This is a genomic window from Haladaptatus litoreus (genome assembly GCF_900156425.1).
Classification (GTDB): Archaea; Halobacteriota; Halobacteria; order Halobacteriales; family Haladaptataceae; genus Haladaptatus; species Haladaptatus litoreus.
In genome coordinates this window covers 975,680-999,719 of the sequence record NZ_FTNO01000001.1, presented here as the reverse complement: position 1 = coordinate 999,719, position 24,040 = coordinate 975,680, and the positions used below count along the sequence as shown (strand labels likewise).

Genomic DNA, 24,040 nt, shown 5'->3' with positions numbered 1-24,040 from the left:
TGAAAATGAACGTCTGGCACGCGGATTTCTTTATTCCATTCGAACCGTCGCACAGCCGCAGGTGACGACCGGGTCGAGTAACTCATCGACCGGCATCGCTTCTCCACAGTCTGTGCAGACGACATGTGGCTCTGAACGCCGTTGTCGTTCTCGGTAGTATTTGACTGCCCGTGTGCCGATTACTGCGGCGGCACCAACGCCAACCGCGCCCATCAGAATCGTGTCAAGTGTGCTTTCGCGTGCCATGGTGAGGCATGGATAGGCCAGTACCTTAAAGCTACTGCTGGACTTATACATAATATACTTTTCGGCCACGGGCACCTTTCCGAGGGACAAGCGGTTCATATAAAAATAGGTTCGCCGTAGAACGATTCGTATGATATCCCTCACTGGGTCAGTTGTCGGGTTCGTCGTGAGCCTGCTCATCGGCGCGCTCGGCATCTACATCGGTGCGCGAGTCGTGACGGAAACCGACGACTACGGATACGCGCTCATCACGGCCATCGTCGGGTCGATAGTCGGCGTCATCGTCGCGTTCCTCCTCGGTTGGCTGTTCGGCTGGATAGTCGTCCTCGTCGCGTGGATTTGGGTCATCAACTTCCGCTATCCCGGCGGATGGGGCAACGCCATCGGCATCGCACTCATCGGTTGGCTCTCGGTCGTCGCCATCACCTACGCGCTGGCCATCATGGACGTATTGACGTTCGAAGCACTCGGCATTCCGGGCATCTAATCACCCAACTCTTCTCCGAGCAAATCCACCGCATTCCGGACAGCACCGACTGAGTACAGATAGCCCGCGCCGACCGTCGTTTTCAGTGCTTTCGCTGGTTTGCCAGTCACCACCGTCGGGCCGACCTGAGCAACCGCACCGTCCCCGACAGAAACCAGCCACCCCGGCGAATTGAACGAAAACTGGTCGAGTCGCGGGTCGAACACGTCACCGCCGCCGTCGCTCGTGTCTCCTACCAGTCGCGCGATATTCGTTGCGACGACTCTGGCTTCCCGAATTGCGGATTGGGCACTCGCCGGAACCGCTTCCCCTTCGGCGTCCACGACTTTTCCGGCATCGCCGACGACGAAGGTTCCGTCGCCGAGTCGGAGCGTGCTATCGACCTGCGGTCGGTCACCACCGAGTGCATCCGGGCCGCGAATACCGCCCGTCCAGATGAACTGGTCGTAGGGAAGCGCGGTTCCGTTTGCCAGCGTGATTTCCGTGTCATCCGCGCGCTCGACGGCGGTTCCGGTTCGAATCTCCACATCGAGCTTGTCCAGTTCTTTTTGGACTGCCTGCTGGAAATTGGCGGGGAACGAAGGCGCGACGGTGTCGAACTGCTCAAGAAGCACGATTTCCGCCCCCACCTCCTCCTCGCGGGCGAGTGCGGCGAGTTCGCCCGCGACTTGCACGCCCGAGAGTCCGGCACCGCCGACGACGACGCGGCCGCCCTCGTTGGCGAAAAACTCCTCCCGAATCGTCTCCGCGTGGTGTAATCGCTTTAGGGGAGTTGCGTGCTCTTCCACGCCCGGCAGGTCGTAGAAGGCGGTTTCCGCGCCGAGACAGACCCCGGCGTAATCGTATTCGAGTTCCGAATCCTCAAACACGACCCTGTTTTCGTCCGGGTCGATGGATTCGACTCTTTCCTCTCGAATTTCGCAGTCGAGAACGTCTTTTAAGGGTATCGAGATGTCGTCCGCCAGCGACGGTCTGCGGATGACGCGGTGGAGTTCGTGTTGCACCAGATGCTCGCCGGTCTGCTCGACGACGACGAGGTTCGCGTCGTCCGGAAGGGAGCGTTCGAGTTTTCTGGCGAGGGTAAGACCAGCGTAGCCAGCGCCGAGGACAGCAACCTGCATAGGAGAGAATAGGAACAGGAGGGCTAAAGGCGTACTCCCCGCTAGAACAGGGGTTCGCGTTCGTCTTCAGAACAGGGCTTCGCTTTCATGGAGGATTTCGGCAGGGCCGCCGACCTTCCAGCGCATGGTTTCGACGCCGCAGTCGGCGATGACTTCCTCCACGTACTCCTCGTGTTCCGCCGTCGTGTTGACGTAGACGCTCGCGCCCGTGTCGGTGGAGAAGTAGACCGGAACGTCCTCTTTCTCCCGCAGTCTTCGAACCTCGTTGAAGATTTTGATGGTTTCGGGCTTCCAGTACACCCATCCCGCAGGCCCGGTCATCGTCGTCGCGGCGAGCGAAAGCGAGTCGTGTTCCGCGGTTTCGAAGACACGGTCGAAGTCGCCCTCGCGCAAGGCATCCCGCATCTCCACGAGTTGGTCATGGATGTGTGCGAGTCGAGCCTCGAACATGTGGCTGTCGGCGGCCTCGCGGTGGGCTTCCTCGGTTTCCTTGTACGCCGGAACTAATCCGGCGATGATTCGCACGTCGTCTTCGAGCGGCGATTCGAGGCGTTCGGAACGGCAGTCCTCGTCGTTCAGCCCCATGTGGAGGTCGGAAAAACCACCCGTCACGGCGCGCGCCGCGGAGGACGACCCGAGGCGCGCGATAGTCGAAATGTCGGGGCGCGAGAGGTCGAGTCCCGCGGCTTCCGCGCAAGCCATCGCGGCGGCGGCGAACCCGGACGAAGAGGAACCGAGGCCGACGTTCGACGGGAAACTGTTCTCGCTTTCGAGGCGAACGCGAGTGTCGATGCCCGCGAGTTCACGCACACGCGAGACTACCGTTCTGACGCGGTCTGCTTTGCGCCCCGTCAGTTCCTCGCCTTCAACGACGAAGGTGTCGGAATCGAGCGAATCGTCGAACTCGACGGTCGTCTTCGTGTGGCTCGGGGCGGTACAGACGCTGATGCTGTCGTGGTACGGGTATCGTTGTTCCTCGTCGCGCATTCCGTGGTACTTGACGAGTCCCTGAATCGGGTGGGCCTTCGCGGTCGCTTTCATACGTCGATGGGTGTGTGACGGGCGTTTAAACTCTCTGGAATACGGTAAGGGGAATAGACGTAGTTTGGTGTTCAAAAAGCGGTTGTGACTGCTGTGCTTGGTGGAACTTGAGCGACTGCGACCGCAGAAGTCACGACTTCGAGATGCTGACTTTGGTACTGCGATGACTCTAGAAGTCACGACTGTACGCCACGCCCTCGCTCGGGCAGTCACTCGTGGCTTCGCCACTCGTTCCTTTCTCGCTCGCCCGTTGCCACCAAGACAGCAGGCGGGCCGAGGGCGGTTGCCTCGGCCCCGCCAAGTGACCGAGTGGCTTGCCGTCGCGTGTCGGAAGACGAGTTTCCGAAAAAGCGGCAGACCTAATTAGGCTTGACCGGGCGCGCTGGGCGCGCCCGGCCCCGGCGGCCTGGTGGCAACGGGCGAAGCGAAGAACGAGCGAGTGATGAGCGAGGGCGTCCTTTGTAGTCGTGATTTGCAAACGACTCGTCTCCATCGTCAGTTGCTTTCTCACTCTCGTAAAACCCGAAACCCGACGAACACCACAGTTGTACCTTCGTCGTCCACACAAACATCGAATTACTGAAACCCCGTCCCGCCAACCACATCGCATGGGCGTCCAACTCGACACGCGGGAAGAACAGTTAGCGGAGATTCTGGAGCGACTCTACGACGAATATCCGAACGCGACGATTTCACTGAACTTCTCGACGCGCCACGAACTGCTCATCGCGGTCATGCTCTCGGCCCAGTGTACCGACGAGCGCGTGAACAAGGAGACGGAACACCTGTTCGAAAAGTACCAGTCGGTGTCTGACTTTGCGAACGCGGACGTGGACGAACTCGCCGAGGATTTGAACTCGATCACCTACTACAACAACAAGGCGAAGTGGATAAACAGCGCCTGCCAGACCATCATCGAGGAACACGACGGCGAGGTGCCGGACACAATGAGCGAACTCACCGATTTGACAGGCGTAGGGCGGAAAACGGCCAACGTGGTGCTTCAGCACGGCCACGACGTGGTCGAGGGAATCGTGGTCGATACACACGTCCAGCGACTGTCGCGGCGATTGGGATTGACGGAGGAAAAGACGCCGCAGAAAATCGAAACCGACCTGATGACGTTCGTAGACGAGGAGGACTGGCAGTGGCTGACCCATCTGTTCATCAGCCACGGACGGGCAACCTGTACGGCCCGGAACCCTGATTGTGATGACTGTGTGCTGCAAGACATCTGTCCGTCCTCGAAGCTCGACAACGACGTAGACCTCGCCAGCGGTGAGGCGTGGGGATAGAACTCGGTAATCGTTCGTCGATTTCACTTTCGGCTCACGGATTTGCTTTATTCGAAATTAATCAGAAATACAGACATGTCCACTCAGAAGTCCCCGACCGAAATCACGGAGGAAGGCACGTACTGGTTGCGGAGCCGGGACGTAAGCGACAGCCCACGAATCGGTGGTGATGGCTATTTCACCGAACACGACGTAACTCGCCCGGAAGACGTGACAGCCGATGACCTTCCGCCCGTGGACGAAGACGCCGTTCGAGAAATCGACCGCGAAGCACTCGAACAGGAGAAAACGATTGGAAAGTGGCAACTCACCGGCTCGGCGGAAACTATCGAAGAACTGTGGCCCGAAATCCTCGATGACGCGAGCGAGGGCGTGATTTGGGCCGTCAAGGCCATGACCACGTTCGGTTACGAGGAATTGCCCTACGACGACTACATGATTGTCGTTTACACGCCCAACTACTTCGCAAAACACGACGTTGACCGCGTCCGGGAACATCTCCGGAACGAATACGACGTGGAACACGAACTGTTCTACAAGCCGGACATCTATACGGCCAAGGGAGTCGTCGCGGAGACGGCCGAAGAATGGGGGCTTTCGATGCCTGCTCGATACCGGTCGTGAAATTTATATTGAAATCTCGAAATTCGGGAACCGAAAATCGACTTAGAAGTAGTCGGTGTGGAGGATGAGGAACCGGGCCATGCCGAGCACCCACGTCAGAAGCCAGAAAACGATGTAGCCCGCGACACCGGCGCGAAGCCGCCACCGCCACGAATCCATGTTTTCGTGGAGTTCGCTGATGTCCATGTCGGGATTCGGCGTGCCGTACAAATCGTGGGCGCGCTTGACCTGAAAGATTCTGACGATACCCGTAAGCGCGAGAATTAGCATCGCGTAGGCTTGCAGTCCGAGGAAGGCGTGAACCGCCGCGAGGCCGCCGAACTGGCGCTCGAATCGCGGAATCATCCATACCACCGCGGGAATCGTCGTCAGCAGGAGACCGGTGACGATGAATTTCAGATGATGCGTGAGAACGTCCCACGTCACCGTTTCGGCTTCGATGATTATCCACGCTCCGTAGAGGTAGAAGGGAAAACTCGCCGTCACGACTAGCGCGACCACCGATGCAATCGCCGCGTCGCTTACCATAGTCGGTGGTTAGACTGGGGCGCGTTAAACCGTCCGAAACGTCGGTCAGGACAGAAGATGTTTAGCCGTCGAAGCGTAACGTCCGAACAATGGCTGACTCCGACAGTGGGACGCAAGGCGCAGGGGAAGACGCGCCAGAGGAATCCCGCGAGGAACTTCGCCGCGAGGTCGATGAGAAGTACGATTTCGAGGATTTCGGCCCGGAAGATATGGCGGAGATGTCGCTCGAAGAGTGGGAGGCGGCGTTCGACCCGGACACGTGGATTACGGGCAGGAAACTGTTAGACCGGGTGGAGGCCGACCTGAAACATCGCGTCGCAATTCGGGACGTGTTCGCTGTCATCGAGCGAACCTCGCACGAGGGCGAACCACTGTTGGTCGCCTATTCGGACGAAGGCTACGCCGTGGTCTATCCCGACGGAAGCGTCGAAGGACGCGGAACCGTCCTCCGCGACGTGAAACCCACGGTGGCACTGGCGTCGATGGAAGAGTACGACGTGCCGGAGATGCCGGAAGGTGAGCAACTACCCCACCCCGACGAGGTACCGGAAGGGAGCGGCGAACTCGGCAACAAGTTGATGCAGGCGATTGCGGCCATCCACGTCGTCGCCGGATTCGGGATGATGATTGCGTGGTTCCTCGTGTACTTCGGAATCGTTAGCGTTTCGGAAAGTATCCGAGACGGTGCACCCCTGCTGGCACTCGTCGGCGGTGGGTTTTTCGTCTTCGGATTTTTCGTCCTGCTCATCGTAGCGAACGCCCGACTTTCCGACAGATTCCGGTCGGAAGAGTACCGAAATCGCCTGCGTTCCGCTGGCGTTGGCTCCGAGTATCGACCCGACTTTCTTCGGGAAGACGAAGAGGAACGAGACAACTGAACCGGCGGGAGCGGTTCCCAAACTGTCGATGTTGGCACTCCCGGGGCATCGGTGGCTTTAAGCAAGTCCCATCCTGACCAACACATGTATGAAGAGGCGGGAATTTCTACTGGCGGCCAGCGGCGTTGCTGGCGGAACTGCCGCGGCGGCGGCACCCGCTGGTGCGCAGCAGACGACGACGTCTGGAGGTGGCAACCAGTCCGGCGGCAACGGGACTGGCGGCACTCAGACGACGACGTCAGGCGGTGGCAACCAGTCAAATGGAAATCAGTCTAGCGGGAACCAATCAGAAGGAGGCGGCGGCGGTGGCGGCGGAACGGAGACGGTCGTCGTCGGCCCCGGCGGCGAACTCGTCTTCGAACCGGCCGACCTCCAGATTTCACCCGGCACTACCGTCGAGTGGGTGTGGGAATCCAATACACACAACGTGATTCCGACGAGCCAACCCGACGGGGCCGGTTGGGAAGGAAGCGGCAGCGAAGGAGAGACGTTCGACACGGGGCACACGTACAGTCACACCTTCGACACCGAAGGCTCCTACGAGTACGTCTGTATTCCGCACGAAACCGCAGGCATGACCGGCACTATCACGGTCGGTAGTGGTGGCGGCGGCGGCGGTGGCGGTGGCTCTGCGGAAGCCGACCCGGAACACATGGGCGTGCCGTTTCAGGCGCACTACGTTGGAATCGCGACGATTCTGATGATGATAATGTCGCTCATCTTTACGTTCTTCTTCCTGAAGTACGGCGAATCCCCACACACCAGCGGAGGGAACAGATAGATGTCCTCGTCAGGAAGCACATACGGCGACATACACCGATACGAACCGGCGCGAGAAAGCACGACGGCCGCCATCGCAATCGTCCTGTTAACGATTATCGAAGTGGTGTTCGTCGGCTTGTTCACCTACGGTCTTCTCAACGGATGGGGGCTGTCCGAACTCGGTAACATGTACCTCGGTGGCGTTCTCGCCGTCATTTTCATCGACCTCGCGTTCATCCTCATGCTGTATCGTAAGGAGTTCCTCCCCGACGTGATGATCGTCAAAAAGCGTCGTCGGAAGTGGGAAGACCTCTACGTGCGTGAGGAAGAGCAGTACGGAACCGAGTCGTTCGGAGACGCATGGGACCAGTTCAAACGAGCAGTGTACCCCTACTACAAACGATAAACTATGGCAGGAGACGACAAATATCCAGAGAGCACAGGTCGCCGTCGATTCGTCAAAGGCGTCGTCGGAAGCGCGACGCTCGCCAGTGTTGGAACCGCGGGAGCCGCCTCGCTCAAGTCGACGACGGCCCCATCCGGTGAAGGCGGTGGTATCACGCAATTCATGGGGATGGAGAACACCGCAGGCCCCGCTCCACGTGGTATGCCCCAGATTCCCATCAAAATCGACGATGAGGGATACGTCAAGGGATTCTTCCCGGAAGCATCGACGAAGACGGAGCAGGGTCGAGAAGTGACGGTCGCAGAGGCGGAAGTCGGCGGCATGACCTACTCGGCGAACTGGTTCCAGTACTGCGGTGTCCAGACCTACAAGGGTATCAAGCCCGACGCCGACATGGACAACTACTTCCGATACAAGGAAGGGGCGAAGTACGATTGGCAATCGAGCGAGGTCCAAGCCGGAAACAAAGTTCACGTCGATGATTTCAGCGATTACGAGACGTGGGGCAACAACGTCGGGAAAGCCGGTCTCGGAAAGCCAGCGACGGTGACGTGGCGTTCGCAAGACGTTGAAGCGAGCCAGACGATGACCGTCCAGTTGATTCGAAGCAAGAAGGTAGAGGAGATGGCGAACGAAAACGAATGGCTCAAAGCGAGCACCAAACAGGGTTTCATCGCCAATCTGAACAAATGCACACATTTCTGCTGTGTGCCGATGTTCAAGGGCGACCCCGGAAGCGCGAAGTTCGGTGCCGCGGATCTGATTTACTGTCCGTGCCACCAGTCGGTGTACGACCCCTTCAGCATCGTCAAGGAATCGTTCGTGGCACTGCCACGGCCGGGGGATGACTAAATGAGTATTGAACGCAAAGACGAACACGACCACGGTGAGTGGCTCCGCGAGAAGGAACTCACTCCCATCGAGACGACGTTCCTCACGACGCTCATCTGGATGGACAAGCGGTTCCGCATCGTAGACTACCTCGAAATACTGGAGACGTTGTACTACCGCGTCAACCTCCAGATGCCGAAAAGCCACACCGAACAGTACGGACTCGACAACAAATTCTGGTACTGGTATCCGCTGTACGCACTGGGTAGTTTCTCGACTATCGCATACGTAGTGGCCGCAGTCAGCGGTGCGCTGCTCGGGTTCTACTACTCGCCATCGACGGCGGGCGACCCCACGGCCGCGTACAACCAGTTAGCGTACATCATGGTCGACCTCAACTTCGGATTCATGCTCCGAAGTATCCATCGCTGGGCCGCACAGGTGATGGTGGCCGCGGTGTTCCTCCACATGCTCCGTGTCTACTTCACGGGCGCGTACAAGGAACCGCGCGAGGTCAACTGGATTCTCGGCATCATCCTCATCAGCTTGACGATGGTGTTCGGATACACGGGCTACCTACTCCCGTGGGACCAGTTGGCGTTCTGGGCAGGACAGATCGGCGTCGAAATGAGCCTGTCCGTGCCGCTCATCGGCGAATGGGTCGCACAACTCCTGTTCGGCGGCTTCAGCCTGAGTCAGGCGACACTGCAACGGATGTACATCCTGCACGTGTTCTTGCTCCCGTTCGTCGTGACCACGCTCATCGCGGTACACATCGGCATCGTCTGGATGCAGGGCATCGCAGAACCACACTGATACCATGACCGACGAAAACGAATCCGAACCCCGAACCGACGGAAGCGGTACCGGCATCGTCTCGCCGGACGACGAGACTCCCTCGTGGCTTGAGCGGAAGCAGCGCACGCAGGGACTCTCCCGGCTGACATACGAATACTTCGAGCGCTCGCGCAGAGAAGACGAAGACCTGCGACAGGAATCGAGCTACGTCGAACGCGACGTGCTCGCGTTCCCGACGTGGCCCCACGAGATGATTCGCAATCTCTCGATTACGAGTTTCTTCGTCGGGATGATTCTGTTCCTCGCCGCGGCGCTCCCACCCCACCTCGGACCACCGGCCGACCCGAGTTCGACGCCAGCGATTATCCTGCCCGACTGGTATCTGTACTGGTCGTTCGGCCTGCTGAAGTTAGGACCACTGAACCCCGAACTCGCCATCCTCGGCGGGGATAAACTGATGGCAGACCGAACCTACGGTGTCGTCGCGAACGGCGTCGTCGTCGGTATCATCGCTATCGTGCCGTTCCTGAACAAGGGGAGTGCTCGCCGACCAGTCGAACAACCGTTCTGGGCCGCGGTTGGGATGTTCGGCGTCGTCTTCTCCCTCACCATCAGCACGCTCGCTATCAAGAACCTGATGCCTATCGACTCGCACCTGCTCTTCGACTTGACGTTCCTCCTGCCAATCGCAGCAGGAACCATCACCTACGCGGTGTTGAAGTCGATGCGGGAAGGATACATGTTCAGCCTCAACCGCCGGTACTACCGCCTGCGACCGCCGAAATAACTCGACTTTCTTTATGTCTTCACGCGACGACGAACCAGAGACTAGCTACTCGGCTTTCGAGGACGAGAGCGACCGGAACGGCGAATCGAACGCGAACGAAAATTCGACCGGTATCGCGTCCCGCGACGTCGTCGTTCCGCTCCAACTGTACAAAATCGTCACCGTCTTTTCGACGATGTTCGCGGTCTTCACCGTCGTCGGTGGGTTCATCGCATTGGACTTCGCAACCAACCGGGCGAGCGCGCCGATTTCGGAGGTCAACTACCCTCTCGCGATTTTCGGACTCCTCCTCATCGTGGCAGGGACGGTCGTGTACGCGTTTTCCACTCGCTTCCGCGCTGAGGGAATGGGAAAGTCTAAAGACGACTCCGACGAACCGTCAAACAATGGCTGACGAATTCATCAAGGGACTCAGTATTGCCACCTGTGCGGGTTTCGCGTGGATGGTTCTTTCGGGCTGGTACACGACACCCGGTTTCGAAGACACGCAACTTATCGGTGAGGTTCCGACTGGACTCGACATGTACGGTAGCCTCGCTATCATCCTCCGCGAAGCGTTCTTCTGGTTCGCCATCCTCGGCATGCTGTTCTTCTGGGTCATCATCCCCGGCATTCGCCAACTTCGACTGGCGCGACAGTAGTTACGGCGTCGAACCGAAAACGAACCAGCAGAGCGCATCTTCCCCTTCTTTCGTCTTCTAACACGTAACCGTCAGAGTACGCACGGAGCTGTTAGCTCCGGAGAAATCATCTTCGATTCGCTCGTGAAATCACCTCCAATTCGCTTGTAAACTCAGTCTGTCTGCTCGCCTGTAGCGTCGATTCGCGTTCCGGGTGTTTCTCCATCGAGGAACGAAGACACGTCGTCCGGGGAGAAAATCGACGCCGGGGCACCGAGTTCGAGAAGCGAGCGAACTTTTCCGGCCATGCCGCCGGTTACGTCGGTCGATTCGCTCTCGCCGAGTACGTCCGCGACAGCTTCGTAGGTCGTGATCTCGGGAATAACCTCGTCGTTTTCGTCCAACACCCCGGGAACCGTCGAACAGAACCCAACGCGGTCGGCGTCAAGGTGGCGTGCCACCGAGACGACGAGTTCGTCGCCGCTGACGACGGTGACGCCTTCTCCCTCGTGGGCGACCACGTCGCCGTGGAGGACGGGAACGAATCCTTCTTCGAGCATCGTCTCGATTTGTCCGGTCGGGAGGGTGAGAGACGCAGTCGCGTCTCTCACCGCGGCGGAGAACGGATGGACGGGAACGGCCGAAATCTCCCGGTCGTGAAGCCGCGAGAGGACGAAGTTGTTCAGGGTTTTCATCGCACCGTGGATGTCCGTGACGGCGTCGATGTCGCTACTCCCGGTCGTTTTCGACACGCCGTGTTCGCTCGCGTGATGGTGGCCGAAACTGCCGCCGCCGTGAACCAAGACGAGGTCGTCTACGCTTGCGTCGCCGATTGCGTCAGCGACGCGCCCGAGCGTCTCGTCATCGAGCGTGTCGGCACGATCTTTGTCCGTGATGACGCTTCCGCCGAGTTTGAGAACGGTGAGACTCATTCTTCACGCACCCCCTCGGTGTCGAGTTCGGCACGGAACGCATCTTCACACCCGGGCGTAAATCGGAGTGCCGTCTCGGTTTCGTCGGTCGGGTCGAGGGCGACGATACAGCCGCCGCCACCTGCACCCGTGAGTTTCGCGCCAAGTGCCCCCGCGTCGCGGGCCGCCCAGACCATGTTGTCGAGCGAACGCGAGGAAACGCCGAGCGCCTCCAGCAGGCCGTGATTGAAGTTCATCAGCCTGCCGAGTTCTTCGGTGTCCCCCTCGGTCAGCGCGCGCTCTCCCTGCCGGACGATGTCGCCGATGCTTTTCACTGTCTCCCCTGCAAACTCGTACTCCTCGCGGAGCGCGCGAACGCCAGCCACGAGTTTCCCCGTGTCGCCAGCACCGCCGTCGAAACCGACGACGATTGGCAAGTCCGGCGATTCGATGGCGCGACAGTCGTCTCCTTCTACGCGAACCGCCCCGCCGGTTGCAGAGCAGAACGTGTCTGCACGCGAAGCCTCACCGTCCTGTACCGCGAGTTCCGCGCGATACGCTCTGTCTGCGATTTCGTCGCTCGAAAGTGACACGCCAAGTTCGCGCGTTGCGGCGTCGATGGCGGCGACGGTCACCGCCGCCGAGGAGCCGAGTCCGGCACCCAGCGGAATGTCGCTTTCGACGGTGATGTCGAAGCCAGCGTCCGGCCTCTCGGTCGCATCGCGGGCCTGTTCGATTGCGGCGTCGATGTAGCCAATTCCGGCTTGAACGAGCGATTCGGAGACGTTCACGTCGGGCGTTTCGTCGGTGCTGCCGCTGTATTCGACGGTGAACCCGTCGATACTGAGGTCTGACAGATGAACGCGAAGACGGTCGTCGTCGCGTGATTCGACTGCTACCGTCGCCCGGCGCTCGATGGCACAGGGGACGGCGGGTTCGCCATACACTACGGCGTGTTCCCCGAATAGATACACCTTCCCCGGGGCACTCGAAACGGTCATGTCGTACTCTCGGTGAGCGGGGGGTATCACTTTTTTCGAATGGATTGCATTGCTGGTGTTCCTGCGTGCAAAAGTCAACGCATATATCGTCGGGGAGAACCATCGTCGTACTATGACTGCGACCGTGGTCGAAGTCGAAATCCCTCCAGACGAATTTGCACTGCATCAGTCACTCGCCGCACTCGAAAACCTGAATTTCGAAATCGAGCGCGTCGTCGCCCACGACGAAGACCAAGTCATGCCGTTCGTCTGGATTAGCAGTGAGAAAAGTAGCCACGAAGAAATCGAAGCAGCGCTCGAAGACGACCCGACCGTCGAAGACATCGAACTGCTCACCGATTTAGACGACGAATGGCTCTATCGAATGGGCTGGGTAGACCAGATAGACGCCCTCATCCAAATTCTCGTCAAAGAGGACGGAACGATTCTTGCAGCGATGGGCAACGACGACTGCTGGAACCTTCGCATCGTCTTCCCCGAACGAGATTCCCTCTCGCGCACCTACGACTACTGCGAAAATCACGGACTGACCCTCGATGTGCTCAACATCTACCAGTTGGAGGAGGGACGAAAAGGCCGATTCGGACTGACAGAAGACCAGCAGGATACGCTCACGCTGGCCTACGAACACGGCTACTATCAGGTTCCCCGCAAGGCGACAGCCGACGACCTCTCCGAAGAACTCGGAATCTCACACCAAGCCGTTTCCGAGCGACTCCGCCGCGGGCACGGTAGTCTCGTGGAAAACGCGCTCATCCTCGGCGAAGGTGCGGACTCGTCGTAGCCGACCAACGGAATAGACTGGTCACTCCGGAGCGAAATATCGAATCGAAAACGCACGAAACGAGTGTTCGTGTCTGTAACACGCAATCGGATGGCCGGTTTTACAAAAATGCGCTATCGCTCGCCGATTCGACTCTTCACGCCCGTTCATTGCTGTATCAACGACCCATTCACACGCTCTACAGTTTAGAATCCGTCTCCCACCCATCATCGTGTATCCGTCCGGCCTCGTCGTCACTGCGTTGGTTGCACCATCAAGCGCTTTTACACGAGGACACTGCTAATTAGCAATTTCGAACACCCAACTTCCGCGAATGAGACGCAGCTATAGGTTTTGGATTACCACGAACAATCCGGAAAACAGCGCAGTTCGGAGTCGAAAATACGATTAAATCTCGCTCTCGAAGTCGTCGAGCGAGTAGGCGGGTTCAGCACCGCGGCGGTCGAGCGTCTCGTTGGCCAGCAGCCAGTAGACGACCGACAGCGCCTTGCGACCTTTGTTGTTCGTCGGAACGACGAGGTCGACGTTGCTCGTGTTGTTGTTGGAGTCACACATTGCGATGACAGGAATGCCGACCGTGATGGCCTCCTTGACCGCCTGTGCGTCTCCGATTGGGTCGGTGACGACGACGACGTCGGGTTCGATGTAGCCGTCGTACTTCGGGTTCGTCAGCGTGCCCGGGATGAATCGACCCGTGCGAGCGCGTGCGCCGACTGCTTCGGCGAACTTCTCGGCTGGGAAACGACCGTACTGGCGCGAGGACGTGACCAACATCTGTTCCGGGTTGTAGTTGGACAGGAAGTCCGCGGCCGTGCGGATTCGCTGGTCGGTCTTGCTCACGTCGAGGACGTACAGGCCGTCCGTTCGAACGCGGTGGATGAACCGCTCCATGTCCTCGGTTTTCTGTTGCGTACCGATGTGGACACCAGCGCCGAGGTAGTCCTCGACGGGAATGAGGAGGTCTGCTTCCTCGTCGCCGAGCACGTCCTCGTCGAACTGCGGTTCTTCTTCGGTCTCCTCCGCCTGCGCACCGACATCCTCGTCGGGGTCAACGTCGGGTTCCGCACCGGACTCGCCGGTCGGTTCCGTATCGACTTCCGCTTCAGCGGCGTCGAGACCGTCCGTTTCTTCTTCTACCTGTTCTGATTCGTTATCGCTCATAATCGTGATACGTTCTGCTCGATTCGGATGAGTTCGTTGAGTTTAGCGGTTCGCTCGCCGCCGACCGACCCCGTCTTGATGAACGGGGCGTCGGTCGCAACAGCGAGGTGTGCGATGGTCGTATCCTCGGTTTCGCCGCTTCGGTGGGAAATGACGGGGTCGTAGCCGTTCTCGACGGCGAGTTCGATGGCGTCGAAGGCGTCCGAGAGCGTGCCGATTTGGTTCGGCTTGATGAGGATGCTGTTTCCGGCATCCTGCTCGATACCATCCGAAAGTCGCTCGACGTTGGTGACGAACAGGTCGTCACCGCAGATGAGCGTCTGGTCACCGACGCGGTCAGTGAGTTCGGCGAAGCCTTCGTAATCGTTCTCGTCTAGCGGGTCTTCGACGTAGACGAGGTCGTATTCGTCCACGAGGTCTGCGATGTACGCTATCTGCTCGTCGGTCGAGCGCGTCTGGTCGCGGTAGTGGTACTCGCCGTCCTCGTACATCTCGGCACCGGCCACGTCGAGGCCGAACCGAATGTCGAAGCCGAAGTCGTCGGAAACGGTCGAAACCGCTTCGTCCATCACTTCGAACGCTTCGTCGTCGTCGATGGACGGTGCCCACGCACCCTCGTCGCCTTTTGCCGAGGGGACGCCACGCTCATCGAGAATGCTTGCGGCTTCCTGATGCACTGCCGCGTTGGCGAACACTGCGTCCTGCACGCTCGGTGCGCCGACGGGTGCCGCGAGGAACTCCTGAATCGCAGTTGCGTCCGCCGCGTGTTCGCCACCCCCGATGACGTTTCCGAGCGGCACCGGGAAGGTGTCGCCACGGAACGCACCACCGAGATGTTGATACAGCGGCGCGCCGAGCATGTCAGCCGCGGCCTTCGCGGCGGCCATGCTGATTGCGACGGCGCTGTTCGCACCGATTTCCGAGAAGTTGTCCGTGCCGTCCGCCGCACGGAGGGTGGTGTCAACGTCGCGCTGGTCGCCAACGTAGACGTTCCCTTCGAGGCGTGGAACGGCGTGTTCCCGGGCCGAGGCGATTGCCTCACCGGGGTCGAGTTCTATCGCTTCGTACTCGCCCGTGCTCGCGCCGCTCGGTGCGGCGGCACGACCGAAGCCACCGCTTTCGGTCAACACGTCCGCCTCGACCGTCGCGTTGCCGCGCGAGTCGAGGATTCGGCGGAGTCTGACGCTTTCGATGCGCGTCATTGCTCCTCCTGACGACGCACGGAGAACGGCAGCACACCGGCGTCGTACTCTTCGGCCGCGATGAGAATCGGCTGTGACTCCTCTGTTTCGATGAGCACTGGCGCGCCGTATGACACTTGCAGCGCTCTCGCACCGAGGATTCGGGCTTTTTCGTATCGGGAGTATTGTTGTTGAGCCATTACTGGTACGGGGCGACGATGTCCACGAGGTCTTTGTGTGACACTATCATTCGACGGCAGCAGTGACGCTCGACGCCGAGTTCGTCGAGAACCTTTCCGGGGTCTTCGTTCCCCATATGGGTTTCGGCGCGCGCCTTGTACTCCTGCCAGTGTTCACCGACGACCTTGCCGCACGTGAAACACCGGACTGGAATCATCATGGGTTAAACCACCTCAACGGTAGGACTTCTGGTAGCGGGCACGGGCACCGGGACCGCCCCACTTTTTGGGTTCAGACTGGCGAACGTCGTTGACCAGCAGGGAACGGTCGAACTCCATGAACGCATCACGGAGTTCTGCGTCGTTCATATGCTGGACGAGTCCACGGGCAATCGCAGTACGGACTGCGTCTGCCTGTCCGGTGATACCGCCGCCCGAAACGTCAACGTTGACGTCGACGGCGTCGCGCTCGTCGTCCGCGATGCGGAACGGTTCGAGCATCTTGAGTCGGGCCATCTCCGGCTCGACCAGTTCGACTGGTTTCGAGTTGATTCGCACACGACCTTCGCCCTCCGTAACCGTGGCACGGGCGATTGCCGTTTTCTTCTTTCCGCTCGTGTTCGTTACCATGTGACGTTAGCACCTAGGTATTCGCTGACTTCGCCCAGTTGGACGAAACGGATGTTCGAGAGTCGGTCCAGCGACGTTCCATCGAGGATTTCGCCATCCTCGTCGTATGGGTTGCCGACGTAGACACGAATGTTCTCGAAAGCCTCCCGGCCACGCGGCTTCTTGTACGGAAGCATGCCGCGAATCGAGCGCTTTGCTATCATGTCCGGCCGCTTTGGGTAGTACGGACCTTGGTCGGAGCTGAGGTTGAACCTCGTCTCGAACTTGTCCAGTATGTCCTGTTTGCCACCGGTGATGATAGCTTCCTCGGCGTTGACGACGGCGACTCGCTCGCCGTCCATTGCCTTCTGTGCGACCTTACTCGCCACGCGACCGAGAATGCAGTCGCGGGCGTCGACGATGACATCAGCGTCGTACTCTGCGATACTCATCGAATCACTCGCACGTTAGCGCCGTTCGGATTTTGTTCGATTGCCTGTTCGAGTTGGATCGGATCGCCGTTTGCCTGCTCTATCTTCGTCTCCGCTGTCGATGAGAAATCGACTGCGGCAACAGTGACGTTCTTTTGCAGGACACCGCTTCCGAGAACCTTACCGGGTACGATGACGGTTTCGTCTTCCTGTGCGTATCGTTCGATACGGCCCAGGTTAACCTCCGCGTGCGTACTCCGTGGTTTCTCGAGGCGGGTCGCAACGTCGTTCCACACGTCGGTTTCTTCGCTGCGCGAAACCGACTTGAGTTCGGCGATGAGACTACTGAGCCTCGGATTAGTTTTACTCATGCTACTTCCTCCAAGTACTGAGAACTGAAGTGCAGGGAGCAGGATTTGAACCTGCGGACTCCTACGAGACAGCGCCCTGAACGCTGCGCCGTTGGCCAGACTTGGCTATCCCTGCACGCTGAGAATACGTGCGCACCCTCGTGGGCATCACACAGTTGTCCGCGGCCCTTAAAACCACTTTCGGTTGGCCGATTCCGAGAGTCGACACTCTCCGTCGAATCGGCGAACGCGTCAGGGGTGTTCCAAGGGCCTGTCATTGTTATAGTTGAATTGCCTGTTCGAGTTCGTCCGCGCGTTCGGCCAACGAATCGACCGCCTGCGTGACCAACTCCTCGACGGTAAACGAACCGTCGCTTTCGACGTCGAACACGAATGCGTTCGGAACGTCGTGAACCTCGACCTCCTTTCCGGGGAACCGGTTAGTCAGGTCGTGGTCGAACGATTCCGTTGGAACGAGTTCGCCATCGTCTTCGATGACGCCGCGGAGAATCTGCGGTTCTTCTTCTCCGAACTCGTCCCGGTCGCCGACGACTTCGACGCGTTGCAGGTGGCGGTAAGCGACTGCGACGCCACCTTGATGTCTCGCGTGTTCCTTCCCCGTCCCGAGGACTGCGTCAGCCTCCAGTTCGAGGCGCTGGCTGTCCTTCAGGTCGATAATCGGAACGTTGTCCTCGGCGGGTTGTACCATCTCATCGGAACTGATGAGGTCGCCGGAGAACGCGGTACCCGGCCCGGACACATCGAGGCTAAGCGTTACGGTGTCGCCCTCCTCGAACTCGCCGGGCGGCGTGGTCAACGGAACCAAGCCCAGACGCAGTCCGATCTGCTCGTCGAACATCACCGAGGAGTTCTCGATGACGCGGAGCGTCTCGATGGACAGCGTCGGAACGTCCGCAATCATGGCCCGGCGGATACCGTTGGCGAACGCCGGGGTGACGTTGCGAACGAGGAACCGCGCCTTGCGTTCGTCGCCGTCGATGAACTCTACGTCGAAGTTGTCGGTCATATGTTAGAATCCACTACCTTTCGGTGCGCGGGTACCGTCGTGCGGAATCGGCGTCACATCTTCGATGCGGCCAATTTCGATTCCGGCACGAGCGAGTGCGCGAATCGTCGCCTGCGCACCCGGTCCCGGGTTCTGCTGGAGATTGCCACCGGGGCCTCGCACGCGGACGTGCAGGCCGTCGATGCCAGCGGCTTTGACTTCGTCCGCGACCGTTTCGGCCATCTGCATGGCCGCGTACGGCGAGGACTCGTCTCGGTTCTGTTTCACGACCGTCCCACCGGAGGACTTCGCAATCGTCTCCGCACCGGTGAGGTCGGTAATCGTGATAATCGTGTTGTTGAACGATGCGTGTACGTGGGCGATTCCCCACTTTTCGTCGTTGTCGCTCATTCGTTACCCTCCGCGCGTTCTGGATGAAGTTCGTCTGCAAGCGGGCTGTTCTCGTCGAAGGCGACGCTGCCTTCCTCGACGATTTCGACTTTGTACGACGGAATCGACACGCGTCGTCCGTCCACCGTAACGTGGCCGTGGGTGATGAACTGGCGCGCCTGCTGTGGCGTGTTGGCCAGTCCTTTCCGGTAGGCAACGGTTTGGAGACGTCGCTCCAGCACGTCCGTGATTTCGAGGAGCAGAACGTCGCCGAGTTCGTCGCCGTCGTCGAGGACGCCGATTCGCTTCAGGCGGGAGAGAAACTCTCCACCGTCTGCGGATTCGTCGCCCGTGATGTCGCCGAGCAGTCGTCGGGCCTCACGGCGGAAGCTGCGAAGTTCACTCTGGGCGCGCCAGAGTTCTTCTTTGTTCTTCAGGCCGTATCGGTCCATCAGACCGCGTTCTTCGCCGATTCGCTCTCCCTGGAACGGGTGGTTCGGCGTCTCGTAGAATTTGGTGTTCTCACCGGGGAGCGACATTATTCTTCGTCACCCTCCGCGGCGGCTTCTTCCTTGATAGCTTCGACGTTCACGCCAATCGTACCCTCTGTACGACCAGTGGACTTGGTTCGCTGTCCGCGAACTTTCTGTCCACGTTTGTGGCGGATGCCTTTGTAGGAGCTAATCATCTTCATCCGGTTGATGTCTTGTCGCCGCGACATAGACAGGTCGTTACCGGTTTCGTGTGTTGTCTCGCCGGAGAAGTATCCGTCTCGGTGGTTCGCGAGCCACTCGGGAACTTCGTCGGCGTAATTTTCCACGGCCTCGACGACGCTCTCGATGTCGTCCTCGTCGAGTCGACCGAACGTCGCGGTTCGGTCGATGCCCGCCTTCTCGGCGAGCAGTCGTGCCGTGCGACGACCGATTCCGTTCATGTCGGAAAGCGACCGCTCTACGGACTTCGTCCCATCGAGGTCTGTTTGCCCGATGCGGACGAAGTACCGAAGGTCGTCGTCTTCGTCCTGTGGTTGTTCCGTACTCATGGTTGATAGTTTGGAGCGTCGAGGGAGGGATTCGAACCCTCGAGGCTTGACGCCACAGAGTTAGCAACCCTGCGCCGTGGGCCAGACTAGGCTACCTCGACACGCGTTCATATGTTCGCCCTTCCGGACTCGGGACGCGCGCCCCTACAGGTGTCTGCAACTCAACGTACCGGTGGTTACTATTTAAACGCAACGAATGTCTCTCGAACTGCATGATACGCCGCCGCAAGCCCCACCGAGACGAGGTACATCCCGAGGAAAAACGGTGCCCAGAACACCCATAGCTCGAGAGTCGGGAAAAGGTAGCTTCCAAAGGAACTCCCGAGCGTCAGAATCAGATACCCCGGTAGCGCGAGTGGTGTCATCAATCGGGTATCCAGCGCACCGACGACGACTGGAACGACCAACAGCAGATACCATCCCCACACTGCTCGTCCCGCCAACATTTTTCTAACGTTTATCCGCCGATTCTCCCCAATCATTGGCCTTTCCTCCGCTCGATTCCGTGCCGGGAGAGCAACGCTTCGGCCGCTTTTTTTGTCCAGCGAACCCTCGTTCCGGGGTCGATGAAAAACTCCGTCGTCTCGAAAATGTACCCCGGTTTGCTCAAATCGCCCGCAATTTTGTGGACGAGCATGGGACTTGACCCCGTTATCTCACCACCACGACGAAACGCGTGGAGTGGCATCGACCACGGCACCACCGACTCGTTCAAATACTCCGCCGTCTGCTTCGCATACTCGCTCGCCTTTCCTGCATCCGTCGGCCAGATTACCTGCCCGACGGACGATTCGTGATAGCCGTAGATCCCGACGGAGCGATGCAAATCGAGCACCACGTCCGGGTCGTGGCGGGAAACTACATCCCAAATTGCCCGTGCGAGTTCCGTTTCAGGCTCTTTCCCGGGTGGAAACTGCCGATTTAAATCGCCGTTTTCCCCCTCACGACTGTTCGCCTGAATCGCCACCTGATTCGCTTTCGGGAGAACGACTAGCGTTCCACCCGAAATTTGCCACTCCGCGATGTCGGTTGCGGCGCGGTAGCCGCTTTCTTCATCGCCGTGCATTCCGCCGACGACCAGTGCGGTCGGGCCGTTTCCTTCCTCCCGGACGAATACGTCTGTCGCGTGTTCCGTTTCCGAAAGAATCGTGTACGCGGGTTCTGCCGCGGTTTGGGCCGCACGACCACCGCCAACCACCGAAATGCTCGCTCCGGCGATAGAAAGCGCACCGACTTTCGTCAAAAATGCCCGTCGTCGCATACGAGAAGGCGAGTAGCCTGCCCGTATTAACTTTGTTACCGTTCGGGCGAAATTCGTTCGACGGCCGTCGAACGAATTTCAGGAGCGATACCGACCGATTCGAATATCAGACTTCGGCGCTGGTGATGCCCGTTCAGGCGTTGATGTATCGGTCGTTCATCTCCCACTCTCCGTCGTCGTTGCGAACCATATACTCGCCGTAGTACGGCACTCGATTCGCGACCGTTTCGCGGAACGCCTCCCTGATTTCTGATTTCGTCATCTCACCCATCGGTCGTAGGTCGTCGTTACGATTCAGACATCCCTTTAGGTATCCTTCGTGCGTCACGCGCACGCGATGACAGTTAGAACAGAAGCTCGGGTTCTCGACGGGATCAACGATTTCGACCATTCCGCCGTTTATCCAGTACCGCTTTCGCCCATGCATCTCTCGAATTTCGATTTCGTCTGCCTGTTCTTCGAGCCAATCGTGAACGCGCTGGATGTCGATTGCCCACTCGGGTTTTCCGGTTAGTTCGGGCATGTACTCGATGAGCTGTAACTGAAGGCCATTGTTTTCGGCGACGTGGTCTACCATCTGCGGAACGTACCCCGCTGTCGCCTCGAACACGACCATGTTGAGCTTTACCGGGTCGAGTCCGGCGTCGAGTGCGGCCTCGACGCCTTCCATCACTTTGTCGTAGGCTCCGCTCTTCGTCACCTCCGCGAACGCTTTCGGGTCGAGCGCGTCTTGGGAGACGTTCACTCGCGATAGTCCGGCCTCGCGGAGTTCCTCCGCTCGGCCCGGAAGGAAGGTTCCGTTCGTCGTCAACGACGTTTCCATCCCGTCCGGCGTCCGGCGGATTATTTCCTCCAAATCCTGACGGAGCATCGGTTCCCCACCCGTAAACTTCACTTTCTGCACGTCGAACTCGCGGGCCACTTCTAGAAACCGAACCACGTCGTCGGCGCTCATTTCGTCGTCCTGCGGATCCATCGGGCCTCGCGTGTCCCCTAGCCCTTCGTTGTGACAGTAGACGCAGTCGAAATTGCACCGGTCGGTGAGAGAGATTCGTACCCCTGTGACCTCGCGCCCGAACGAATCTTCGAGCATTATCCGTACCTTTCGGACGAGCATTATTAAACTCGTGGGAGTCAGCAACACGAATGTAATCAGATTAGGTTACTCTCCGCCCAAAAAGAAACTGGCCTCAGTAACGGAACACCAATCCGAATCAAATTCCAGCATCCACTGGGTTACCCAGTTCACAAGCCTTATCGACAGGTCACACCCTAGCCGAAAGCATGGACGAAGCTGACGTTCGAAACCTCCTTCGAACCGTCGAAGACCCCGACCTCGGCGAAGACATCGTTTCGCTCGGAATCGTGAACGACATTTCGGTCGATGACGACACCGCGCAAATTTCGCTCGTCCTCGGGGCACCGTACGCACCCCACGAAACCGAAATCGCAAATCGAGTTCGCGAAGTGCTCGGAAGCGAGGGTCTCGACGCCGAACTCTCCGCCCGCGTCGATAGCCAGCACTCCCCTGAAGAACAGGTTCTACCCGGCGTCAAAAACATCATCGCCGTCGCCTCCGGAAAAGGTGGTGTCGGAAAGAGTACTGTCGCAGTCAACCTTGCTGCTGGACTCTCCAAACTCGGTGCCCGTGTCGGTCTGTTCGACGCCGACGTGTACGGGCCGAATGTTCCACGGATGGTCGCCGCCGACCAGCGACCACAAGCGACAGAGGAGGGAAAACTCGTCCCGCCCGAAAAATTCGGCGTGAAACTGATGAGCATGGCCTTCCTCGTCGGCGAGGACGACCCCGTCATCTGGCGTGGCCCGATGGTTCACAAGGTTCTCACCCAACTTTGGGAGGACGTAGAGTGGGGCCAACTCGACTACATGGTCGTTGACCTTCCTCCGGGAACCGGCGACACGCAACTCACCCTCCTCCAGAGCGTTCCCGTTACCGGTGCGGTCATCGTCACGACGCCACAGCAAGTCGCGCTCGATGACGCGCAAAAAGGACTTCAGATGTTCGGCAAACACGAAACTCCCGTTCTCGGTATCGCCGAAAACATGAGTTCGTTCGTCTGCCCCGACTGTGGCGGCGAACACGACATCTTCGGACACGGCGGTGGTGCTGCGTTCGCCGAAGAGCAAGACATGCCGTTCCTCGGCGGGGTCCCTCTCGACCCCGACGTTCGAACCGGCGGTGACGAAGGGACGCCAATCGTCCTTGACGAAGACAGCGAAACCGGAGACGCGTTCCGCATCCTCACTGAAAACGTCGCCAACAACGTCGGGATTATCAATCGTCGTCGGCAACAACAGGAGTAATCTATGGCGGGCGAAACCGAGACGTTCGAGTCGAACCCGGAACGAGTCGAAACCCTGCGTGAAATCGCGGACGACATCCGCGGCGAGAGCAGCGAGAGCAAACTCGTCGCCGCGATTCTCTACCGAATCAGCGACCTCTACGACCCGAACGAAGAGACCTCTCCGAAAGACATCTACATCAACATGCGCGAAATCATCCGGACGAAGGACGCCGGTGGAAAAGGTTCGTGAGCGAGAAAACGGAGGATTTCTTCACCGCAATCGACGAACAACGACGAAGACACCGAACAGGGAAAATACGAGATAGGCGAGTGGAATCCCCTCGATTTCGTGTCCGCCGCTGAGCTTTTCACCGAAACTCGGTGCATGGGTTTTGTTTGTGTACTCGTAATGGCTGTCCATCCACGTGGGCCGCACCGGTTCGAACGATTCGTTCCACGTTTCGGTTTGCTCACCTGCCGTTCCGACGAATCCCATCTGGTCGAGTCCGCCGTCTGCTTCCGTGAGGTTCCCCGAATACAATCGTGCTTCACCCGCGATTTCTTGTCCATCGTCATCTAACAGCTCAACTTTTATTGTTCGTGTTCCACCCGGTCGGATGGACGCGGGGTAGAAGCTTCCTTCAGTACCGAGTGTATGGACGAACAGTTTCGAAGAGTAGGTTTGAATCGAAGGGTTCGCAAGCGTGACGTAGGCGACTGCGGACTGCTTTCCCTCTATCGTTCCGTTGGCGACGGTGACGTTTTTGATATACGGCGTCAGAACTTCTGGAGAGTTCGAGGCGTCGATCTCTTTAGTGAAGTTGTAGGTCGTGTTGTCACCGAATGTTGAGACGAAGACCGAGTGATTGTCTTGGAAGGCGTGTAGTCCTTGGGTGATGTTGACTTCTTTTTGGAAGGAGTCTCCGGGACGAAGGCTGGACATTCTAGCATATGCTTTGTAACTATTTATCGTGATTACAACACCCGTACTTTCTACGTACCTC

At 58.9% G+C, this 24,040-nt stretch carries 36 protein-coding genes and 2 tRNA genes; 14 read left to right on the top strand and 24 right to left on the bottom strand.

The features are described 5' to 3' along the window. Nucleotides 1-30: 30 nt before the first annotated feature. A complete protein-coding gene (locus BW974_RS05205; protein WP_245799902.1) occupies nucleotides 31-246 on the bottom strand; it encodes a hypothetical protein in 216 nt (71 codons plus the stop codon). Between the two features lie 130 nt (nucleotides 247-376). Between BW974_RS05205 and BW974_RS05200 the strand changes: the two genes are divergently transcribed. Beyond that, the gene (locus BW974_RS05200) at nucleotides 377-733 is read left to right on the top strand and encodes a hypothetical protein (RefSeq protein WP_076428640.1); all 357 of its coding nucleotides are present in this window, start codon (nucleotides 377-379) and stop codon (nucleotides 731-733) included. Here the strand turns inward: BW974_RS05200 and BW974_RS05195 are convergent. The 3 genes from BW974_RS05195 to BW974_RS05185 all read right to left on the bottom strand — a co-directional run bounded on the left by BW974_RS05195 (nucleotide 730) and on the right by BW974_RS05185 (nucleotide 3,388). Beyond that, nucleotides 730-1,854 (bottom strand): NAD(P)/FAD-dependent oxidoreductase, encoded by a 1,125-nt coding sequence (locus BW974_RS05195; RefSeq protein WP_076428638.1) that lies wholly within the window; start codon nucleotides 1,852-1,854, stop codon nucleotides 730-732. The two genes, BW974_RS05200 and BW974_RS05195, sit on opposite strands and share 4 nt — an antisense overlap. Before the next feature lie 66 nt (nucleotides 1,855-1,920). Then, a complete protein-coding gene (mvaD, locus tag BW974_RS05190) occupies nucleotides 1,921-2,895 on the bottom strand; it encodes a phosphomevalonate decarboxylase MvaD (RefSeq protein ID WP_076428636.1) in 975 nt (324 codons plus the stop codon). A gap of 169 nt (nucleotides 2,896-3,064) precedes the next feature. Further along, entirely contained in the window at nucleotides 3,065-3,388 is a 324-nt protein-coding gene (locus tag BW974_RS05185; RefSeq protein WP_076428634.1) for a hypothetical protein, read from the bottom strand. Between the two features lie 115 nt (nucleotides 3,389-3,503). Between BW974_RS05185 and nth the strand changes: the two genes are divergently transcribed. Continuing rightward, entirely contained in the window at nucleotides 3,504-4,190 is a 687-nt protein-coding gene (gene nth / locus BW974_RS05180) for an endonuclease III (RefSeq protein ID WP_076428632.1), read from the top strand. A 75-nt stretch (nucleotides 4,191-4,265) separates the two neighbouring features. Next, nucleotides 4,266-4,814, top strand: a complete 549-nt coding sequence (locus tag BW974_RS05175) for a putative phosphothreonine lyase domain-containing protein (protein WP_076428630.1) — start codon at nucleotides 4,266-4,268, stop codon at nucleotides 4,812-4,814. Between the two features lie 42 nt (nucleotides 4,815-4,856). On the opposite strand, the gene BW974_RS05170 is transcribed toward BW974_RS05175, so the two are convergent. Next, nucleotides 4,857-5,342 carry a DUF7321 family protein gene (locus tag BW974_RS05170; RefSeq protein ID WP_076428628.1) on the bottom strand — a complete coding sequence of 162 codons (486 nt, stop codon included), beginning with the start codon at nucleotides 5,340-5,342 and terminating at the stop codon, nucleotides 4,857-4,859. Between the two features lie 89 nt (nucleotides 5,343-5,431). On the opposite strand from BW974_RS05170, the gene BW974_RS05165 reads away from it, so the two are divergent. The 8 genes from BW974_RS05165 (at nucleotide 5,432) to BW974_RS05130 (ending at nucleotide 10,445) form a co-directional block, all read left to right on the top strand. Continuing rightward, entirely contained in the window at nucleotides 5,432-6,220 is a 789-nt protein-coding gene (locus tag BW974_RS05165; RefSeq protein WP_076428626.1) for a DUF7319 domain-containing protein, read from the top strand. An 88-nt stretch (nucleotides 6,221-6,308) separates the two neighbouring features. Continuing rightward, nucleotides 6,309-7,001, top strand: coding sequence for a plastocyanin/azurin family copper-binding protein (locus BW974_RS05160; RefSeq protein ID WP_076428623.1), 693 nt, complete (start codon nucleotides 6,309-6,311; stop codon nucleotides 6,999-7,001). Further along, nucleotides 7,002-7,388, top strand: a complete 387-nt coding sequence (locus tag BW974_RS05155) for a DUF7318 family protein (protein ID WP_076428620.1) — start codon at nucleotides 7,002-7,004, stop codon at nucleotides 7,386-7,388. Between the two features lie 3 nt (nucleotides 7,389-7,391). Next, nucleotides 7,392-8,240, top strand: coding sequence for a Rieske (2Fe-2S) protein (locus BW974_RS05150; RefSeq protein WP_076428617.1), 849 nt, complete (start codon nucleotides 7,392-7,394; stop codon nucleotides 8,238-8,240). After that, nucleotides 8,241-9,035 carry a cytochrome b gene (locus BW974_RS05145; protein WP_076428615.1) on the top strand — a complete coding sequence of 265 codons (795 nt, stop codon included), beginning with the start codon at nucleotides 8,241-8,243 and terminating at the stop codon, nucleotides 9,033-9,035. A 4-nt stretch (nucleotides 9,036-9,039) separates the two neighbouring features. Further along, complete coding sequence (locus BW974_RS05140) at nucleotides 9,040-9,804, top strand: cytochrome b family protein (protein ID WP_076428612.1); 765 nt, start codon at nucleotides 9,040-9,042, stop codon at nucleotides 9,802-9,804. Between the two features lie 13 nt (nucleotides 9,805-9,817). Beyond that, nucleotides 9,818-10,198, top strand: a complete 381-nt coding sequence (locus BW974_RS05135; RefSeq protein WP_245799901.1) for a DUF7315 family membrane protein — start codon at nucleotides 9,818-9,820, stop codon at nucleotides 10,196-10,198. After that, nucleotides 10,191-10,445 (top strand): DUF7314 family protein, encoded by a 255-nt coding sequence (locus BW974_RS05130; protein ID WP_049970937.1) that lies wholly within the window; start codon nucleotides 10,191-10,193, stop codon nucleotides 10,443-10,445. Before BW974_RS05135 ends, BW974_RS05130 begins: the two co-directional genes overlap by 8 nt. Nucleotides 10,446-10,597: 152 nt before the next feature. On the opposite strand, the gene BW974_RS05125 is transcribed toward BW974_RS05130, so the two are convergent. Next, on the bottom strand, nucleotides 10,598-11,356 hold the full coding sequence (locus BW974_RS05125; RefSeq protein ID WP_076428610.1) for an isopentenyl phosphate kinase: 759 nt from the start codon (nucleotides 11,354-11,356) through the stop codon (nucleotides 10,598-10,600). Continuing rightward, on the bottom strand, nucleotides 11,353-12,336 hold the full coding sequence (gene mvk, locus BW974_RS05120; protein ID WP_076428608.1) for a mevalonate kinase: 984 nt from the start codon (nucleotides 12,334-12,336) through the stop codon (nucleotides 11,353-11,355). Before mvk ends, BW974_RS05125 begins: the two co-directional genes overlap by 4 nt. A gap of 112 nt (nucleotides 12,337-12,448) precedes the next feature. On the opposite strand from mvk, the gene BW974_RS05115 reads away from it, so the two are divergent. After that, entirely contained in the window at nucleotides 12,449-13,120 is a 672-nt protein-coding gene (locus tag BW974_RS05115) for a bacterio-opsin activator domain-containing protein (RefSeq protein ID WP_076428606.1), read from the top strand. A gap of 387 nt (nucleotides 13,121-13,507) precedes the next feature. Here BW974_RS05115 and rpsB read toward each other — a convergent pair whose 3' ends face one another. From rpsB to moaA, 16 genes are all read right to left on the bottom strand, one after another. Beyond that, nucleotides 13,508-14,281 (bottom strand): 30S ribosomal protein S2, encoded by a 774-nt coding sequence (rpsB, locus tag BW974_RS05110; RefSeq protein ID WP_076428604.1) that lies wholly within the window; start codon nucleotides 14,279-14,281, stop codon nucleotides 13,508-13,510. Next, on the bottom strand, nucleotides 14,278-15,483 hold the full coding sequence (gene eno / locus BW974_RS05105; protein ID WP_076428601.1) for a phosphopyruvate hydratase: 1,206 nt from the start codon (nucleotides 15,481-15,483) through the stop codon (nucleotides 14,278-14,280). The genes rpsB and eno overlap by 4 nt, the downstream gene beginning before the upstream one ends. After that, on the bottom strand, nucleotides 15,480-15,662 hold the full coding sequence (locus BW974_RS05100; protein ID WP_049970943.1) for a DNA-directed RNA polymerase subunit K: 183 nt from the start codon (nucleotides 15,660-15,662) through the stop codon (nucleotides 15,480-15,482). The genes eno and BW974_RS05100 overlap by 4 nt, the downstream gene beginning before the upstream one ends. Continuing rightward, nucleotides 15,662-15,862, bottom strand: coding sequence for a DNA-directed RNA polymerase subunit N (locus BW974_RS05095; RefSeq protein ID WP_076428599.1), 201 nt, complete (start codon nucleotides 15,860-15,862; stop codon nucleotides 15,662-15,664). Before BW974_RS05095 ends, BW974_RS05100 begins: the two co-directional genes overlap by 1 nt. A 13-nt stretch (nucleotides 15,863-15,875) precedes the next feature. Then, on the bottom strand, nucleotides 15,876-16,271 hold the full coding sequence (locus tag BW974_RS05090; protein ID WP_076428597.1) for a 30S ribosomal protein S9: 396 nt from the start codon (nucleotides 16,269-16,271) through the stop codon (nucleotides 15,876-15,878). Further along, nucleotides 16,265-16,702, bottom strand: a complete 438-nt coding sequence (locus tag BW974_RS05085; protein WP_076428595.1) for a 50S ribosomal protein L13 — start codon at nucleotides 16,700-16,702, stop codon at nucleotides 16,265-16,267. The genes BW974_RS05090 and BW974_RS05085 overlap by 7 nt, the downstream gene beginning before the upstream one ends. Beyond that, entirely contained in the window at nucleotides 16,699-17,052 is a 354-nt protein-coding gene (locus BW974_RS05080; protein ID WP_049970947.1) for a 50S ribosomal protein L18e, read from the bottom strand. Before BW974_RS05080 ends, BW974_RS05085 begins: the two co-directional genes overlap by 4 nt. Nucleotides 17,053-17,082: 30 nt before the next feature. After that, nucleotides 17,083-17,167, bottom strand: a tRNA-Leu gene (locus tag BW974_RS05075). Nucleotides 17,168-17,311: 144 nt separating this feature from the next. After that, nucleotides 17,312-18,058, bottom strand: coding sequence for a DNA-directed RNA polymerase subunit D (locus BW974_RS05070; RefSeq protein WP_076428593.1), 747 nt, complete (start codon nucleotides 18,056-18,058; stop codon nucleotides 17,312-17,314). A gap of 3 nt (nucleotides 18,059-18,061) precedes the next feature. Next, nucleotides 18,062-18,448 carry a 30S ribosomal protein S11 gene (locus BW974_RS05065; protein WP_076428590.1) on the bottom strand — a complete coding sequence of 129 codons (387 nt, stop codon included), beginning with the start codon at nucleotides 18,446-18,448 and terminating at the stop codon, nucleotides 18,062-18,064. Continuing rightward, complete coding sequence (locus BW974_RS05060) at nucleotides 18,445-18,966, bottom strand: 30S ribosomal protein S4 (protein WP_076428588.1); 522 nt, start codon at nucleotides 18,964-18,966, stop codon at nucleotides 18,445-18,447. Before BW974_RS05060 ends, BW974_RS05065 begins: the two co-directional genes overlap by 4 nt. Further along, entirely contained in the window at nucleotides 18,966-19,469 is a 504-nt protein-coding gene (locus tag BW974_RS05055) for a 30S ribosomal protein S13 (protein ID WP_076428586.1), read from the bottom strand. The genes BW974_RS05060 and BW974_RS05055 overlap by 1 nt, the downstream gene beginning before the upstream one ends. A 16-nt stretch (nucleotides 19,470-19,485) precedes the next feature. Then, nucleotides 19,486-19,570, bottom strand: a tRNA-Ser gene (locus tag BW974_RS05050). 78 nt (nucleotides 19,571-19,648) lie between these two features. Beyond that, entirely contained in the window at nucleotides 19,649-19,951 is a 303-nt protein-coding gene (locus BW974_RS05045) for a hypothetical protein (RefSeq protein WP_076428583.1), read from the bottom strand. Further along, entirely contained in the window at nucleotides 19,948-20,730 is a 783-nt protein-coding gene (locus BW974_RS05040; protein WP_076428580.1) for a M99 family carboxypeptidase catalytic domain-containing protein, read from the bottom strand. Before BW974_RS05040 ends, BW974_RS05045 begins: the two co-directional genes overlap by 4 nt. A gap of 133 nt (nucleotides 20,731-20,863) precedes the next feature. Continuing rightward, nucleotides 20,864-21,823, bottom strand: coding sequence for a GTP 3',8-cyclase MoaA (gene moaA, locus BW974_RS05035; protein ID WP_076428578.1), 960 nt, complete (start codon nucleotides 21,821-21,823; stop codon nucleotides 20,864-20,866). 191 nt (nucleotides 21,824-22,014) lie between these two features. Between moaA and BW974_RS05030 the strand changes: the two genes are divergently transcribed. Both BW974_RS05030 and BW974_RS05025 read left to right on the top strand, forming a co-directional pair. Beyond that, nucleotides 22,015-23,055, top strand: a complete 1,041-nt coding sequence (locus BW974_RS05030; protein ID WP_076428576.1) for an Mrp/NBP35 family ATP-binding protein — start codon at nucleotides 22,015-22,017, stop codon at nucleotides 23,053-23,055. Between the two features lie 3 nt (nucleotides 23,056-23,058). Continuing rightward, entirely contained in the window at nucleotides 23,059-23,286 is a 228-nt protein-coding gene (locus BW974_RS05025) for a DUF7976 family protein (RefSeq protein WP_076428574.1), read from the top strand. A 21-nt stretch (nucleotides 23,287-23,307) separates the two neighbouring features. On the opposite strand, the gene BW974_RS26390 is transcribed toward BW974_RS05025, so the two are convergent. Continuing rightward, nucleotides 23,308-23,979, bottom strand: a complete 672-nt coding sequence (locus BW974_RS26390; RefSeq protein WP_245799900.1) for a hypothetical protein — start codon at nucleotides 23,977-23,979, stop codon at nucleotides 23,308-23,310. Nucleotides 23,980-24,040: the final 61 nt, after the last annotated feature.